Raw genomic sequence first — 15,000 nt, forward strand, 5'->3', positions numbered from 1 at the left:
AGCAAGATGAGCATGCAAACTGAGCCGGTGTTCGGAAAGGTCATCGTTGTGGATCCTATCCCGTTTCGCGGTGGCTCCAAGGTTGCGACCGAAGTGCTGCTCGATGAGTTGGCCAAACGGATGCCCGGGCTCACATGCCATGTGTTGACCCAGGATCCCGACTCCTGGTCCCGTTGTCAGCATCATCCTCTTTGGTTGCCCCACATATTGAAGGGGCGGGAGTCCGGCATCGGTTATCTGCTTAAACAGGGGTGGCAGACCCTGCTGATCCTCTGGCTGGTGTTGCGTCTGGGGCAGGTGAAGTGCCTGGTGGCGGCGTCCGGGCCGGGGGTGGATCTCTGCTGTTACTGGGCTGCCCGCTGGTTGCGGTGCCGGGTGGTTCAGCTGATCCATGGCCCTGTGGGGTGCTCGGGGCTCTCTGCCAGAGCCTTGCAACGGGCGAGTTTAGTGTTTTATCTCGAATCGACCCGCAGCTCCCTGGCGGCGCTGCTGGCCCGGCTTGGCGAGACCGAGTTCCCGTCACACTGGCAGCCATTTACCAACGGTTTGAGCGAGATTGATTGGCCCAAAGCGACCCTGGGGGGGCACCGGATTTTGTGGGCGGCCTCGTTGCTGCGCTGGAAGGGGCTGGAGACCATGCTTGCCGCCCATCAGATGATCCCTGACGCTCGCCCCGAGCTGATGGTGTGCTATCTGCAGCCCAAGGGCACGCTGCAACCCTGCAGCCAGCCTCAGCCACAGCTGCCAGACACGCACTGGTATGCCAACCCCGCCAATCTTGACGAGATCCGATCTCAATGCGGCATTTTTGTCTCCACCAGTCATCAGGAACCCTTTGGTCTCTCCATTCTGGAGGCCATGGCGGCAGGATTATGCGTAGTGATCCCGGCCGATGGCGCCTGGTGGGATCGACACCTCACCGATGACGTGAATTGCTGCAAATATCAGCCAAACGATCCCGGCGATCTGGCGCGGGTGCTGGCCAGCCTCAATGCCATGCCCGACGTGGTCAAGCGACTTGGCCATCATGCCCGCCTGCATGCCATGGTCCATTACAACGCGGCGGATACCTATCAAAGCACACTGGATCAGTGGGAAGGTATGTTGCGATGGGATGCGTTGAGCCTTGCCGTGAGTGGTTAGCGCTTGCTTGGCCAGCAGGCGTGGCGGTTGCCGGTGCCACTGCTCAACTGAAGGTCCACGGATTTTTCTTGGTTGGCCCGTTTATCCCTCTCTCATTATTGCTGACTATTACTGAACGAGAACAATTATCATCGTTGCTGATGAAGAGGGATATTTACGCTTTGGTTAATTAGTCAAGGTGACGTTAAGGTAAATAGTATGAGTGTGAGCGGTAACATCTGTAACCTGATAAACGAGTTCGCCGCCAATTAAATATTATCACTTTGTTGCAGATGGTCTGCTGATGAACTGTTTATCTTACCGTAAAATTGAATGTGAATTCATGATGATGCGTAAACATATCCACCGTCGCGATATTTTACTCGTCTCGACATCGGATGATAAAGCATATCTGGATACCCTCCGATATGAATACATCATCTGCATCTTCTTACTGCTCAGGTTCAACAGACGGGGATGCAACCAGGGGCGCTGCCGCTAGTGCTTTCCGGCAGAGACCATCTGCGCGAATTTACGGGAAATTCTGCCATGAAGGCCCTGGCAGCAAGGGCTGAGCGGGTCTCTTGTTCCTGCCATGATTTGGTGTTGCAAACCGTGCTGAGTCAGATTTAAAGCCAGTAAAATATGCAATTCAGTGAGTAAAGGTATATTTGATTGAACATTTATTGTCGGGTGTCAATACTGTGAAATAAGCGGCATGGCACAGTCATTCCGCATGTTAATTTAACTGGGAACAAAAGGGTATTTGGTCCGGTGATTAATTATTTGCTGTCCAATTAAGTTCATAAAATTTATTTCCCTGCCAAATATCTCTTTGGGGGTAATTAATTCTGTTTGTGATGTGGCTCGCTATGTAAATAGGGGGAAGCCGGTCGAAGTTGATAGAGATCAATACTGTGATGTGGGTGAGTCCTTAGCATTTATTAAGCATTTACCAAACAAGTGCTCACTACGGGAATAACTAGAATGGTCGAGGATAATTTTTTATCGGCTCATGGGATTAATCGCCGTGATTTTATGAAATTGTGTGCCGGGATGGCCGCAACCTTGGGATTAAGTCAGCATGCCGTCGCCAAGATGGCCACCGCGCTCACCAGCCCCGAGCGGCCGCCGGTGATCTGGATTGGGGCGCAGGAGTGCACCGGTTGTACCGAATCGCTGCTGCGCGCCACTCACCCCACCATCGAGAACCTGATCCTCAACACCATTTCGTTGGAGTACCACGAGGTGCTCTCGGCGGCCTTTGGTCATCAGGCGGAAGAGAACAAGCACAACGCCATCAAGCGCTATAAAGGCAAGTATGTGCTGGTGGTGGATGGCTCCATTCCGCTCAAAGATGGTGGTGTCTACTGCATGGTGGCCGGTGAGCCTATCGTCGACCATATTCGCCGTGCCGCCAGTGATGCCGCTGCCGTCATCGCCATCGGCTCCTGCGCCGCCTGGGGCGGTGTGCCTGCTAGCGGCGGCAACCCGACCGGTGCCGTCAGTCTCGAAGAAGCCCTCGGCAATATCGGCACCCCAATCATCAATATCCCGGGCTGCCCGCCCAATCCCCACAACTTCCTCACCACGGTTGCCTACTACATCACCTACGGCAAGCTGCCGGCGCTGGATAGCAAGAAGCGTCCGCTGTTTGCCTATGAGCGGCTGATCCACGAGAACTGCGAGCGCCGTCCGCACTTCGATGCAGGGCGTTTTGCCAAGGAGTTTGGCGATGAGGGCCACCGGCAGGGCTGGTGTCTCTACCATCTGGGCTGCAAGGGGCCGGAGACCTACGGCAACTGCTCGACCCTGGAGTTCTGCGATGTGGGCGGCGGCATCTGGCCGGTCGGCATCGGTCACCCCTGTTATGGCTGCAACGAGCAGGGGGTCGGTTTTAGCAAGGGGATCTTCCAGCTCGCCAAGGTCGAGAACCCGACCCCGCGGGTGGATAAACCCGATGTGAAAATTCAGGAGGGGGGCTATACCTCGCCCACCGCGACTGGCCTGATCGGTGGCGCCCTCGGGGTGCTGGTGGGGGTGAGTCTGATGACGGTGCGTGAACTCGGTCGCCAGCAGAAGCGCCACGAAGCCGGGCAGCACCCATCACGGGAGGAGTAACCGTGAACAGACGCAACTTCCTCAAATTTGCCTCCGTCGGTGCGCTGGCGGCGGGCACAGCCGTACCCGGCACCGCACTGGCGGCGGCCAAGAACAAGCCGCCCATTCCCGGCGCGCTCGGTATGTTGTATGACTCCACCCTTTGCGTCGGCTGTCAGGCCTGTGTGGCGGAGTGTCAGCGCCTTAACGGCAATCCGGCCAATCCAGCCGGGGCGCAAACCTGGTCCAACAACGACAAGCTGACCCCCTACACCAACAACATCATTCAGGTGTGGAAGAGCGGCACTGGCGAGCACAAGGATCAGCTGGTGGATGGCTATGCCTACATCAAGAAGCAGTGCATGCACTGTGTCGATCCCAACTGCGTCTCTGTCTGTCCGGTGCAGGCTCTTAAAAAAGATCCCAAGACAGGCATCGTTCACTACGACCCGAGCGTCTGCACCGGCTGTCGCTACTGCATGGTGGGTTGCCCGTTCGATGTGCCCAAATATGACTATGACAACCCGCTGGGGGCGATCCACAAGTGCGAGCTCTGCAACCAGAAGGGGCTTGAGCGGATCGATCAGGGCAAGTTGCCCGGCTGCGTCGAGGTGTGCCCCACCGGCGCCGTCATCTTTGGCACCCGCGAGGAGCTGATGGCCGAGGCCAAGCGTCGTCTGCTGGCGACTCCGGGCAGTGAGTACGCCTATCCGCGCCAGACCCTCTCTGCCAACGACCCTTACCTGCACGAGGTGCCCAACTACCAGCCTTACGTCTATGGCGAGAAAGAGGGGGGCGGCACCCAGGTGCTGGTGCTGGCCGGGGTGCCCTATACCAAGCTCGACATGCCCGATCTGCCGGAGCTCTCCTCCGGTGCCCGCTCCGAGCATATCCAGCACACCCTCTACAAGGGGATGGTGCTGCCCATGGTGGTGCTGACTGGCCTTTCGGTGCTCATTCGCCGCAACACCAAGAATGGTCACGATCATCATCACGATGATGGCCATGATCAGGGGAGGGCGCAGATCAAGGATCAGGGCACCACAAAGGGAGGCAAGGATCATGAGTAATCACAAGGCGTATCCCCTCGGCGGCAAGCTGGTCAGCTGGCCTGTGCTGGTGCTGGCCCCCTTTGCCGTGCTGTGCGGCATGTTGATTTTAAAACGCCTCGTCTTCGGGCTGGGCTCGGTCACCGATCTGAATGGCGGTTATCCCTGGGGACTCTGGATCTCGTTCGATCTCTTGATCGGCACCGGTTTTGCGTGCGGTGGCTGGGCGCTGGCCTGGGCCGTCTACGTGTTCAACCGGGGCGAGTATCACCCCCTGGTGCGTCCGGCGCTGCTGGCGAGCCTCTTTGGTTATTCCCTGGGGGGGCTCTCCATCACCATCGACGTGGGGCGTTACTGGAACCTGCCGTACTTCTACCTGCCCGGTCACTTCAACACCTCCTCGGTGCTGTTCGAGACGGCGGTCTGCATGACCATCTATATCGGGGTTATGGCGCTGGAGTTCGCTCCCGTGCTGCTGGAGAAGTTCGGTTGGAAGGCGTCACTCATTCGCCTCAACAAGATCATGTTCTTCGTGCTGGCGCTGGGGGCTCTGCTGCCCACCATGCACCAATCCTCCATGGGCTCGTTGATGATAGTGGCGGGGGAGAAGATCCATCCGCTCTGGCAAAGCTACGAGCTGCTGCCGGTCTTTTCGCTGCTGACCGCATTTATCATGGGCTTCTCCATCGTGGTATTTGAGGGCTCCTTGGTGCAGGCGGGACTGGCGGGGCGTGGCCCCAACGAGAAGTCGCTCTTCTACAAGCTGACCCAGGTGATCGACATCTTCCTGATCCTGTTTGTGGCGCTGCGCTTTGCCGAGATCGTCATCCACGACAAGTCGGCCTACCTCTCCGAGTTCAATCGCTACTCCATCATGTTCTGGAGCGAGATCGCGCTGATGATATTCCCGCTGCTGGTGTTCCACTGGGACAAGAGCCGCCGGGATTCGCGCATGTTGTTCCTGGGGGCCCTCAGCATGCTGCTGGGCGCCGCCCTCTGGCGACTGGATTACTCCTTGCTCGCCTTCAACCCCGGCAATGGCTACCACTACTTCCCCTCCGCGGAGGAGGTGCTGATCTCTCTGGGCTTTGTTGCCATCGAGGTGTGTGCCTATTTGCTGTTGATCCGGCTCTTGCCGGTACTGCCATCACTTGAACGTGTTCACCAAGATTATCAGGCCCGAGGGAAAGCCAACGTATGAGCCAACGTATCACCATAGACCCCATCACCCGCATTGAGGGGCACCTGCGTATCGACTGCGAAATCGAAGGCGGTAAAGTGACCAAAGCCTGGTCGTCCGGCACCATGTGGCGCGGCATGGAGGAGATCGTCAAGGGCAACGACCCGCGCGATGCCTGGATGATAGTGCAGCGCATCTGCGGGGTATGTACCTCCATTCACGCCATCGCCTCGGTGCGGGCGGTGGAGAACGCCATTGGCGCCAAGGTGCCGGTCAACGCCCAGTACATCCGCAACCTCATCATCGCGGCCCACAACATCCACGATCACATCGTCCACTTCTACCAGCTCTCCGCGCTGGACTGGGTGGACATCACCGCGGCCCTTGAGGCCAATCCGCAAAAAGCGGCGGACATGCTCAAGGGGGTATCAACCTGGTCCCTCAACAGTGCCGATGAACTGACCAAGGTGCAGGACAAGATCCGCGCGCTGGTGGCGAGCGGCCAGCTCGGCATCTTTGCCAACGGTTACTGGGGTCACAAGGAGATGAAGCTGAGCCCGGAGGTAAACCTCATCGCCGTGGCCCACTACCTGCAGGCGCTGGAGTGCCAGCGCGATGCCAACCGCATTGTCGCCATCCTCGGTGGCAAGAGCCCGCACATCCAGAATCTGGCGGTGGGCGGCGTGGCCAACCCCATCAATCTGGATGCACCTAGCGTGCTCAATCTCGAGCGACTGCTCTATGTGAAGAGCTTTATCGACCGGCTCGGCGAGTTTATCGAGCAGGTCTACAAGGTGGATGCCGCCATCATCGCTGCCCACTACCCCGAGTGGCTGAGTCTGGGGCAGGGGGCCAAGCACTACCTGAGCGTGCCGGAGCTCCCCACCGACGGTGACGGCGGCAGCTTCCTGATGCCGGGCGGCTATATCGAGAATGGCAATCTGACGGGTTATCGCCCCATCGAGAGTCATCAGGATGGCTGGCTGATGGAGGGCATCGCCGAGAGCAACAAGCATGCCTGGTACAAGGATGACGAGCCCCTCAAGCCGTGGGAGGGTAAGACCGAGCCTAATTACACCGGCTGGCAGGATGACGGCAAATACTCCTGGGTCAAATCCCCCACCTTCTACGGCAAGGTGGTGGAGGTGGGGCCGCTCGCCGACTTGCTGGTGAAACTGGCCGCCAAACACCCGGAGACAGTGGCGCACTTCGACCAGTTGAATGGCATCTACAAGGCGCTCACCGGCTCTGCCATCAAGACCGAACAGCTGCACTCCACCATGGGTCGCATCATCGGTCGAGCGGTGCGCTGCTGTGTGCTCAAAGACACCCTGGCGCACCAGTGGAAGGCGCTGGTGGACAACATCGGCAAGGGGGATACCACCGCCTACATCAAGGCGGAGATCCCGGCGGATAAAGAGTTTCGCGGGGTGGGCTTTGAAGAGGCGCCGCGCGGCATGCTCTCCCACTGGATCGTCATCAAGGGTGGCAAGATCGAGAACTATCAGGCGGTGGTGCCATCGACCTGGAACTCGGGCCCGCGCAACTTCAACGATGAACCCGGCCCCTACGAGCAATCTCTGGTGGGCACCCCGGTGGCGGATCCCGCCAAACCGCTGGAGGTGGTGCGCACCATCCACTCGTTCGACCCCTGCATGTCCTGCGCGGTTCACGTGGTGGATACCCAGAATGGCGAAACAACTCAGGTTAAGGTGCTGTGATGAACACCTTGATCCTGGGCGTGGGTAACCTGCTCTTGAGCGATGAGGCCGTCGGCGTCCGCATTGTCGAGGCGCTGGGGCGCGAATACCGTTTTGCCCCCGGCATCGAGCTGCTCGATGGCGGCACGGCTGGCATGGAATTGCTCGAAGCGATGGCCAGTCGCGATCACATCATTCTGGCGGATGCGGTGCGCAGCGGTAATCCGCCGGGCACCGTAGTGACTCTGAAAGATGAGGAGATCCCGACCCTGTTTGGCCGCAAGATCTCCCCCCATCAGCTGGGGCTGGCGGACGTGCTCTCGGCGCTGCACATGACGGGGGAGTCGCCCAAGCGGCTCACTCTGATCGGCATAGAGCCTGAATCCCTCGAACCGCGCATCGGCCTTACCCCAGTGGTGGTGGCGGCCATGGGGGAGGCGACGGATCGGATCTTGACCCTGCTGGCCAGTGTCGGTGCCCCTGCCATCCCGCTCTCTGAGCAGGAGAAAGCTGAACAAGCGCGGGAGGGCCTATGGCGCAGTCCCATTTAAGCGAGGTTGAGAGAGTGCTGGAGAGAGTACCGGAGACGGCACAGGAGTTTGCCGGTTTTGCCACCAATCCAGCACCCTTGCTGGTAGCCCAGTACGAGCGGATCGCTCGCGAAGAGATGCAGGCGTTGCCCTTCTATCACCCGGACATGCCCATAGTGGCGGAGTGCGTGCTGTTTGAAGGTCAGTGGCTTGGCTGTGTGCTCACCCCCTGGATGCTGAGCGTGGTGGTGCTGCCGGGGCCGGATCAGCTTTGGCCGGTGCGCAGCAGCAGCGATCGACTCGCCCTGCAGCTCCCCTGCGGCAACATGACCTTTATGGTGGGTGAACTGCCCGAGACGGGTCAGCTGTTGTCCTGCTCCCTGATGTCGCCGCTCGATCCCAATCTCGGTGCCGGGGAGGGGCGCGTGCTGGTGAGCAGCACCCTCAAGATGCTGCTCTCCTTGCCGGTGCAGCAAGGGGCTGGCGGCGTGGATCTGGGTCGCAGACGGCTATTCGGTGCCCGGCGCGGTCAACCGGCATAGTCGCTAGGTTTCACGCGAAATCAAGTTTAGAATAGGGGGCCATTTTGGCCCCTCACTCCCATGTTCAGACACGCATTCTGCCTCTTTTTTGAGTGATGATCCGTAAGTGGTACAAAACAAGAAGGATCCCCATGACTGTTTCTCGCAATTCCCTTCGCCATTACGCCAGATCCAGCGCTACCGCCCTGTTGACCCTGCTGTTGGGCACCGCTTCTCACGCGGCGCTGGCTGCTGCCCAATTTGTGCCTGCCGAGCTCAAGCTCGCCATCGGAGCCGAACCCACCGAAGGGTTTGACCCTCTGCTTGGCTGGAGTCACGGCAGCTACCTGCTGCTGCACAGCCCGCTGCTCAAACAAAACGCCGATCTCAGTTGGCAGGATCTGCTCACCCAAGCGGTGACCCCGAGCAAGGATGGCAAGGGGTGGCTCATTACCCTCAAGCCTGACCTGAAATTCTCCAACGGCGCGCCGCTCACCGCCGAAGATGTGGCCTTTACCTACAACAGCGCGGCCAAGGGTGGCGGCAAGATCGACATGGGCAACTTTGTCTCGGCCAAGGTGCTCTCGCCCACCGAGGTTGCCATCACTCTTAGCGCCCCTCAGAGCACCTTCGTCAACGTGCTGGGATCCTTGGGGATAGTGTCGAAGAAGGATTACGACGCAAAAGCCTATGCCCAAAAACCGGTCGGTGCCGGCCCCTACCGATTGGTGAGCTTCCTGCCCGGTCAGCAACTGGTGGTAGAGGCGAACCCCTATTACGCCGGTGGCAACAATGACTTCAAACGGCTGGTCTTTGTCTTTATCGATGAAGAGAGCGCCTATGCTGCTGCCCAGAGTAGCCAGCTTGATGTGGTGCGCATTGCCCCGTCGCTGGCGCCCACCGTGCCTTCTTCCCTCAAGCTCTGGGTGCGGCCGAGTGTGGAGAACCGCGGTATCGTTTTCCCCATTCCGCCAGCGGGTGGCAAGGATGCCAAGGGTTATCCCATCGGCAACGACGTGACCTCGGATGTGGCGGTGCGCCGTGCCATCAACTACGCCATCGACCGCAAGCTGCTGGCCGACCAGCTGCTGGAGGGGCACGCCATCCCCGCTTACAGCGCGGTAGAAGGCTTGCCCTGGCTGAACAAAGCCACCGCCTTTAAGGATGGCGATGCCGCCCACGCCAACGCCCTGCTCGACGAAGCGGGCTGGAAGATGGGCAGTGACGGCATTCGCCACAAGGGCGACCTGCGCGCAGCCTTTACCCTCTGGTACATCAGCGGTGATAGCACCCGCCGGGATTTGGCGGAAGCGGTGCGGGCCATGCTCAAACCCATCGGCCTTGAGGTGAGCCTCAAGTCCGGCAGCTGGGAGCAGGTGGAGCGGGAGATGCACGCCAACCCGGTGCTGATGGGGTGGGGGAGTCTGGATCCCATGGAGCTCTATCACCACTACCAGAGCGGCTCCGGTGGCGTGGAGTTCTACAACCCGGGCTACTACAGCAACCCTGTGGTGGATGGCCACCTCAAGCAGGCGCTGGATGCCCCGAACTGGCAGGCGGCCGTGCCGTTCTGGCAGCAGGTGGAGTGGGATGGCAAAACGGGCGCCGGAGTGCAGGGAGATGCCGCCTGGGCCTGGCTGCTCAATGTGCAGCACACCTATCTCGCCAACCGTTGCATCGATCTTGGCAAGGGGGCGCCGGAAATCCACGGTAGCTGGTCACTCCTCAACAACCTGCAGGATTGGCGGTGGACGTGCCGCTAAGTTCGTCCACTATGATGAGCGTCACGGTGAAAGCCCTGCTGCGTCTGGCAGGGCTTTTATGCTTGGTGTCGGTCGCCACCTTTGTGTTGCTCAGCTACTCCCCTATCGATCCCATCAAAGCCTATATCGGCAACGATCTGCTCCATGTGCCGCCGGAGCAGTACGCCCGCATCGCCGCTCGCTGGGGGCTGGATCAGCCGCTCTGGCTGCGCTACTGGCACTGGTTTAGCCAGGTGCTGCAGGGGGATCTCGGCTACTCCATGCTCTACAACGCGCCTGTGGGTGAAGTCATAGGCCAGCGCTTTGCTGCCTCTTTCCTGCTGCTGGCGGGCGCCTGGCTGCTCTCCGGCTTTTTCGGGATTTTGCTGGGCCTCTGCGCCGGTCGCTATCTCAATCGCTGGCCCGATCGCCTTATTTGCCGTTTTGCCTACCTACTCGCCTCCTTGCCCACCTTCTGGGTCGGCCTGTTGCTGCTCGCCCTGTTTGCGGTGCACTGGCCGCTACTGCCGGTCTGCTGCGCCTGGACGCCGGGCCTCTCCGCAGATGAGGCTGATTGGGCTATGCGAGCACGCCATCTGTTGCTGCCGGTCACCACCCTGGCGCTGCTAGGGGTGGGCAATATCGCGCTGCACACCCGGGGGCGGGTGGCCGAGGTACTGGATAGCGACTTTATCCGCTACGCCCGCGCTCAGGGGGATGGCGGTTGGCCCATGCTGCGTTTTCATGTGCTGCGCCATGCCCTGACCCCGGCGCTTTGCCTGCAGTTTGCCTCCCTTGGCGAGCTGATTGGCGGCTCGCTCTTGGCCGAGAAGGTCTTCTCCTACCCGGGGCTCGGCCAGGCCACCGTGGATGCGGGGCTGCGGGGGGATATCCCCTTGCTGATGGGAATCGTGCTCTTCTGCACCCTGCTGGTCTTTATTGGCAATACGGTGGCCAATTTGCTGCTGGCCCGTATCAATCGGGGTTGGGAGGGCGAGCATGCTGTTTAATCCGCTTCCCTCCATACTGCGGCTGGTTTTTGCCCTGCTCGGATTGGCGCTGTTGGCCACTTACGGCTGGAGCCTCTCTCATCAGGATGTGCCGATGGATCTGCTGGCGCGCCAGCAGCCCCCCTCGTTGGTGCACTGGTTCGGTACCGATCAGATGGGGCGGGATCTCTGGTTGCGGGCCTTTCAGGGCACCCTCACCAGTCTGGAGCTGGGGATCAGCACGGCCTTGTGCAGCGGCCTGCTGGCCATGGTGGCGGCCAGCCTCTCGCTGGTTCATCCCAGGTGCGATGCGGCGGTGCGGCTGGTGATCGACGCCATGCTGGCGCTGCCCCATATGCTGCTGCTGATCCTGATCTGCTTTACCGCAGGGGGCGGCATGCGCGGGGTGATCCTGGCGGTGGCGCTCACCCACTGGCCCAAGCTGGCGCTCATTCTCTGCGCCGAGGCGCGGCGCATCGCCAGCAGCGACTACGTGGTGCTGGCGCGCTGTCAGGGGATGGGAACGCTGCGCCGCTGGCGCACCCACCTGCTGCCGGGGCTGCTGCCCCAATGGTTTATCGGCACCCTGCTGATGTTCCCCCACGCGGTGCTGCACAGCGCCGCGCTGAGCTTTCTCGGCTTTGGCCTGGCGGCCCACGAGGCCTCGCTGGGCTTGCTGCTGGCCGATGCCCTGCGTTATCTGGCCGGTGGCGGTTGGTGGCTGGCGCTCTTCCCGGGGCTGATGTTGCTGCTGCTGGTTCTGCTATTTGATCAGGCTACCCGCGCCTTGCAACAGCTGTTGTGGCACAGGAGTGAACCATGCTGAGTTTTGATCAGGTGACCATAGAGGCGGCCCACTACTCCTGGCTGGGGCGGCGCAGCTGGCAGCCTTTGCTGACCGATATCAGCCTGCAACTGGCGCCGGGAGAGATAGTGGCGCTGGTGGGGGGGAGCGGCGAGGGCAAGAGCCTGCTGTTGCAAAGCGCCCTGACATTGCTGCCGGACAACCTGAGGATGCGCGGCAGCATCTCCCTCGATGGCTCGCCTCTGTGCGATGCCAGTAGGGCCCGTCTGCGCGGTCACACCCTCTGCTATGTGCCACAGGGGGTAAGCGCCCTCAATCCATTGCTGACGGTGGAGCGTCAGCTGGGACGGGCGGCACGCCTCTGCGGCCAGAGCGGTTCTCGCGAGCGGCTCGGCGAGCAGCTGCTGCGCTACCAGCTGCCCGCCACCACCCTGGACAGCTATCCGCGCCAGCTCTCCGGCGGCATGGCCAAGCGCATTCTGGCCTGCACAGCGGCCCTTGGCGGCGCCCGCTACATTCTGGCGGACGAGATCACCGCTTGGCTCGACGAGGGGCTGGCCTGCCAACTGCTCACCCAGTTGCGTGAATTGGCCAATCAGGGCAGCGGCATCCTCTGGGTGACCCACGATCTGGCGCTGGCGGCCCGCTTTGCCGATCGCATCGTGGCCCTGCATCAGGGCCAGGTGAGCGATACCTTGAGTTGTCACCATCTGCGCCAGGGGCAGGGGAGCGAGATGCTGCGCGCCCACTGGCAGGCGCTGCCGGAGTTCAATGCACTCTTCTCTGTGCCGGAGGTTTCCTGATGTTTGAAGTACGGGATTTCACCATCGCCCAGGGGGGACGCCCCCTCTGGCAGGGGTTGTCGCTGACGGTGAAAGCGGGCGAGCGGCTAGGGATATCTGCGCCAAGCGGCCATGGCAAGACCACCTTAGGGCGGGTATTGGCCGGTTGGCAACCGGTTCGGGCGGGCGGGCAGATCCTGCTGGATGGGCAGCCTGTGCCTGAACGGGTAAAAGGCTACAACCCCATCCAGCTGGTGCCCCAGCACCCCGAACTCACCTTCAATCCCTATCGCACCACCGGGCAGGCGCTGTGGGATGTATGGCGTCCCGATGACGCCATGCTGGCTCGCTTTATGGTCAAGCCTGCGTGGCTCAGTCGTAAACCCGGCCAGCTCTCCGGTGGCGAGCTGGCCCGCATCGCGCTGCTGCGTGCCCTAGATCCTCGCACTCGTCTGCTGATTGCCGATGAGGTGACTGCCCAGCTGGACCCGCAAGTTCAGCGCCAGCTCTGGCTGGAGTTGATGGTTGAATGCGAGCAGCGCGGGCTTGGTATGCTTGTCTTCAGCCACCAGCAGGCACTGCTGCGCCAGATCTGCCATCGGGTGCTGCGCTTTGGTGAGATGCAGCCCGTGACTGGTGTATTGGCTGAAAATGCGGCTTGAGGGTTAGTTCCCCCTCATCCCCAGCCCTTCTCCCGCAAGGGGAGAAGGGGGCAGACGGTGCCATCTCGCTAGGCTCGGGGTTTAGGGTTTGGAGAACCTTGGGGTTTGAAAATATGGCTGGTTGTTATGCTCGAAGCCCCTCTGAGGGGGATGAGGGAGTCGTATTATTGCAGCATGCTGTCGGCATTCACAAACCGATTCCCTCTACCTGGGGAGAGGGTCAGGGTGAGGGGACGCGAGTATGAGGCGCGGGCCATTCGGTATAGAGAGAGAACGCCTGATAAGGTTTGTAGATAAAGAGAGGGAGGTATCAGCCTCCCTCTCTTGTTTTCTACCGTTATCAGCGGCGTTTAACCGGTTCAGGCACTGGCCAGCCAGTTAAGCCAGGCATCCATCCCTTCGCCCGTGGTGGCGCTGACCTGGATCACCTGAATATAGGGGTTGACCCGTTTGGCGTTCTCGATGCAGCGGGCCACGTCAAAGCTGACGTAGGGCAGCAGATCGATCTTGTTGATCACCATCAGCTGGGCGGCGGCGAACATGTCCGGGTATTTCAGCGGCTTCTCTTCCCCCTCGGTGACGGAGAGAATCGCTACCTTGTACTTCTCGCCGAGATCGAAGCTGGCGGGGCAGACCAGATTGCCGACGTTTTCGATAAAGAGGATGCCCCCTTCATTGGCGGGCAGCTGGTGGCAGGCGTCGTGGACCATTTTGGCATCCAGGTGGCAGCCCTTGCCGGTGTTGATCTGCACAGCAGGGACGCCGGTGGCACGGATGCGATCCGCATCTCTGCTTGTCTGCTGATCCCCTTCGATCACCGCACAGGGGCGCTTGTCTGCCAGCTGGCGCAAGGTTTCGCACAGCAAAGTGGTCTTGCCTGAACCCGGGCTCGACACCAGATTGAGCACCAGCTGTGCCGCCTCGTCGAAGTGTTCGCGGTTGTGGGCGGCCAGCGCATTGTTCTTGGCCAGCACATCCATCTCGATGGCGATCAGCTGGCGCTGCCCCATGCCGGGCACCGACAACCCCGCTTCCCCTTTGCCGTAGTGCAGATCAGCCTGCTGATGGTCATGGTCATGGTCATGGTCATGGTCATGGTCATGGCTGTGGCTGTGATCATGGGGATGTGCGTGGGAATGGCCGTGGTCATGAGATTGGGCATGATCATGATGATGGTCGTGGGGGTGATCATGGTGGTGCTCATGGGGGTGATCATGCCCCTCATGGCTTATGGGAGCCCGTTCCCCGTGGTAGTGGTGATGGACATCCCCCTGATGGTGGTAGTGGTGGTGAATGATCAGGGTACGCGGCGCACTCTGCTTGTGGTCATGATGGTGATGGGCGTCATGATCATGATGATGGTCGTGCTCATGACCATGTTTATGGTGATGTTCATGCTCGTGATCGTGCTCATGGCCGGCGATCCGCGCCTGGCCGCATCCGCATACGCTACACATATCAACTTACCTCGATGTCGGTGATGCGCAGGCTATCACCCTGCGCGACTCGTAATTTGTATCCGCCACACTCGGGGCAGGCCTGCCCGCGCTCGGTGAGGGTGACCGTCTGGTTGCAGTCGTAACACCAAGCCTCTGCCGCCTGGTGCTGAAAGTGCAGCTGGGCCCCTTCGACGGCGGAGCCCTTGGCGGCAGCCTCGAAACAGAAGGCAATTGTGTCCGGGTCGACGCAGGAGAAGCTGCCAACCTCGAGCCAGAGGGCGGTCACCTTGGTAAACCCCCGCTGGGTGGCCTGCTCGGCCGCCAGATCGATGGCAGCCATGGCCAGAGACATTTCGTGCATGGTGACTCCTTAACCGAT

At 60.6% G+C, this 15,000-nt stretch carries 15 protein-coding genes; 13 read left to right on the forward strand and 2 right to left on the reverse strand.

Annotated elements, in window-relative coordinates; translation table 11 throughout:
• Nucleotides 1-6 precede the first annotated feature (6 nt).
• The 12 genes from G5287_RS02880 to G5287_RS02935 all read left to right on the forward strand — a co-directional run bounded on the left by G5287_RS02880 (nt 7) and on the right by G5287_RS02935 (nt 13,182).
• A complete protein-coding gene (locus G5287_RS02880; RefSeq protein ID WP_421230778.1) occupies nt 7-1,143 on the forward strand; it encodes a glycosyltransferase family 4 protein in 1,137 nt (378 codons plus the stop codon).
• A gap of 966 nt (nt 1,144-2,109) precedes the next feature.
• Nucleotides 2,110-3,243, forward strand: a complete 1,134-nt coding sequence (gene hybO / locus G5287_RS02885; RefSeq protein ID WP_047435203.1) for a hydrogenase 2 small subunit — start codon at nt 2,110-2,112, stop codon at nt 3,241-3,243.
• 2 nt (nt 3,244-3,245) lie between these two features.
• On the forward strand, nt 3,246-4,292 hold the full coding sequence (hybA, locus tag G5287_RS02890; protein WP_201991513.1) for a hydrogenase 2 operon protein HybA: 1,047 nt from the start codon (nt 3,246-3,248) through the stop codon (nt 4,290-4,292).
• Nucleotides 4,285-5,472, forward strand: a complete 1,188-nt coding sequence (gene hybB / locus G5287_RS02895; protein WP_421208417.1) for a Ni/Fe-hydrogenase cytochrome b subunit — start codon at nt 4,285-4,287, stop codon at nt 5,470-5,472. Before hybA ends, hybB begins: the two co-directional genes overlap by 8 nt.
• Nucleotides 5,469-7,172, forward strand: a complete 1,704-nt coding sequence (gene hybC / locus G5287_RS02900; RefSeq protein WP_421230779.1) for a hydrogenase 2 large subunit — start codon at nt 5,469-5,471, stop codon at nt 7,170-7,172. Before hybB ends, hybC begins: the two co-directional genes overlap by 4 nt.
• Complete coding sequence (locus G5287_RS02905; protein ID WP_421230780.1) at nt 7,172-7,702, forward strand: HyaD/HybD family hydrogenase maturation endopeptidase; 531 nt, start codon at nt 7,172-7,174, stop codon at nt 7,700-7,702. Before hybC ends, G5287_RS02905 begins: the two co-directional genes overlap by 1 nt.
• A complete protein-coding gene (gene hybE / locus G5287_RS02910) occupies nt 7,684-8,223 on the forward strand; it encodes a hydrogenase-2 assembly chaperone (protein ID WP_421230781.1) in 540 nt (179 codons plus the stop codon). The genes G5287_RS02905 and hybE overlap by 19 nt, the downstream gene beginning before the upstream one ends.
• Before the next feature lie 131 nt (nt 8,224-8,354).
• Complete coding sequence (locus G5287_RS02915; RefSeq protein ID WP_421230782.1) at nt 8,355-9,965, forward strand: ABC transporter substrate-binding protein; 1,611 nt, start codon at nt 8,355-8,357, stop codon at nt 9,963-9,965.
• Nucleotides 9,950-10,954, forward strand: coding sequence for an ABC transporter permease (locus tag G5287_RS02920; protein ID WP_421230783.1), 1,005 nt, complete (start codon nt 9,950-9,952; stop codon nt 10,952-10,954). Before G5287_RS02915 ends, G5287_RS02920 begins: the two co-directional genes overlap by 16 nt.
• Nucleotides 10,944-11,759: an ABC transporter permease gene (locus G5287_RS02925; RefSeq protein ID WP_421230784.1), complete on the forward strand. Its 816-nt coding sequence runs from the start codon at nt 10,944-10,946 to the stop codon at nt 11,757-11,759. The genes G5287_RS02920 and G5287_RS02925 overlap by 11 nt, the downstream gene beginning before the upstream one ends.
• Entirely contained in the window at nt 11,753-12,541 is a 789-nt protein-coding gene (locus G5287_RS02930; RefSeq protein WP_421230785.1) for an ATP-binding cassette domain-containing protein, read from the forward strand. The genes G5287_RS02925 and G5287_RS02930 overlap by 7 nt, the downstream gene beginning before the upstream one ends.
• Entirely contained in the window at nt 12,541-13,182 is a 642-nt protein-coding gene (locus G5287_RS02935; RefSeq protein WP_421230786.1) for an ATP-binding cassette domain-containing protein, read from the forward strand. The genes G5287_RS02930 and G5287_RS02935 overlap by 1 nt, the downstream gene beginning before the upstream one ends.
• A 359-nt stretch (nt 13,183-13,541) precedes the next feature.
• Here G5287_RS02935 and hypB read toward each other — a convergent pair whose 3' ends face one another.
• A complete protein-coding gene (hypB, locus tag G5287_RS02940) occupies nt 13,542-14,414 on the reverse strand; it encodes a hydrogenase nickel incorporation protein HypB (RefSeq protein WP_421230854.1) in 873 nt (290 codons plus the stop codon).
• On the opposite strand from hypB, the gene G5287_RS02945 reads away from it, so the two are divergent.
• Nucleotides 14,301-14,663, forward strand: a complete 363-nt coding sequence (locus G5287_RS02945) for a hypothetical protein (protein ID WP_421230855.1) — start codon at nt 14,301-14,303, stop codon at nt 14,661-14,663. The genes hypB and G5287_RS02945 overlap by 114 nt on opposite strands.
• On the opposite strand, the gene hypA is transcribed toward G5287_RS02945, so the two are convergent.
• Nucleotides 14,641-14,982, reverse strand: a complete 342-nt coding sequence (gene hypA / locus G5287_RS02950; RefSeq protein WP_236763887.1) for a hydrogenase maturation nickel metallochaperone HypA — start codon at nt 14,980-14,982, stop codon at nt 14,641-14,643. The two genes, G5287_RS02945 and hypA, sit on opposite strands and share 23 nt — an antisense overlap.
• Between the last annotated feature and the right edge of the window lie 18 nt (nt 14,983-15,000).

The sequence above is a fragment of the Aeromonas sp. 603079 genome (genome assembly GCF_049172135.1).
GTDB lineage: Bacteria > Pseudomonadota > Gammaproteobacteria > Enterobacterales > Aeromonadaceae > Aeromonas > Aeromonas veronii.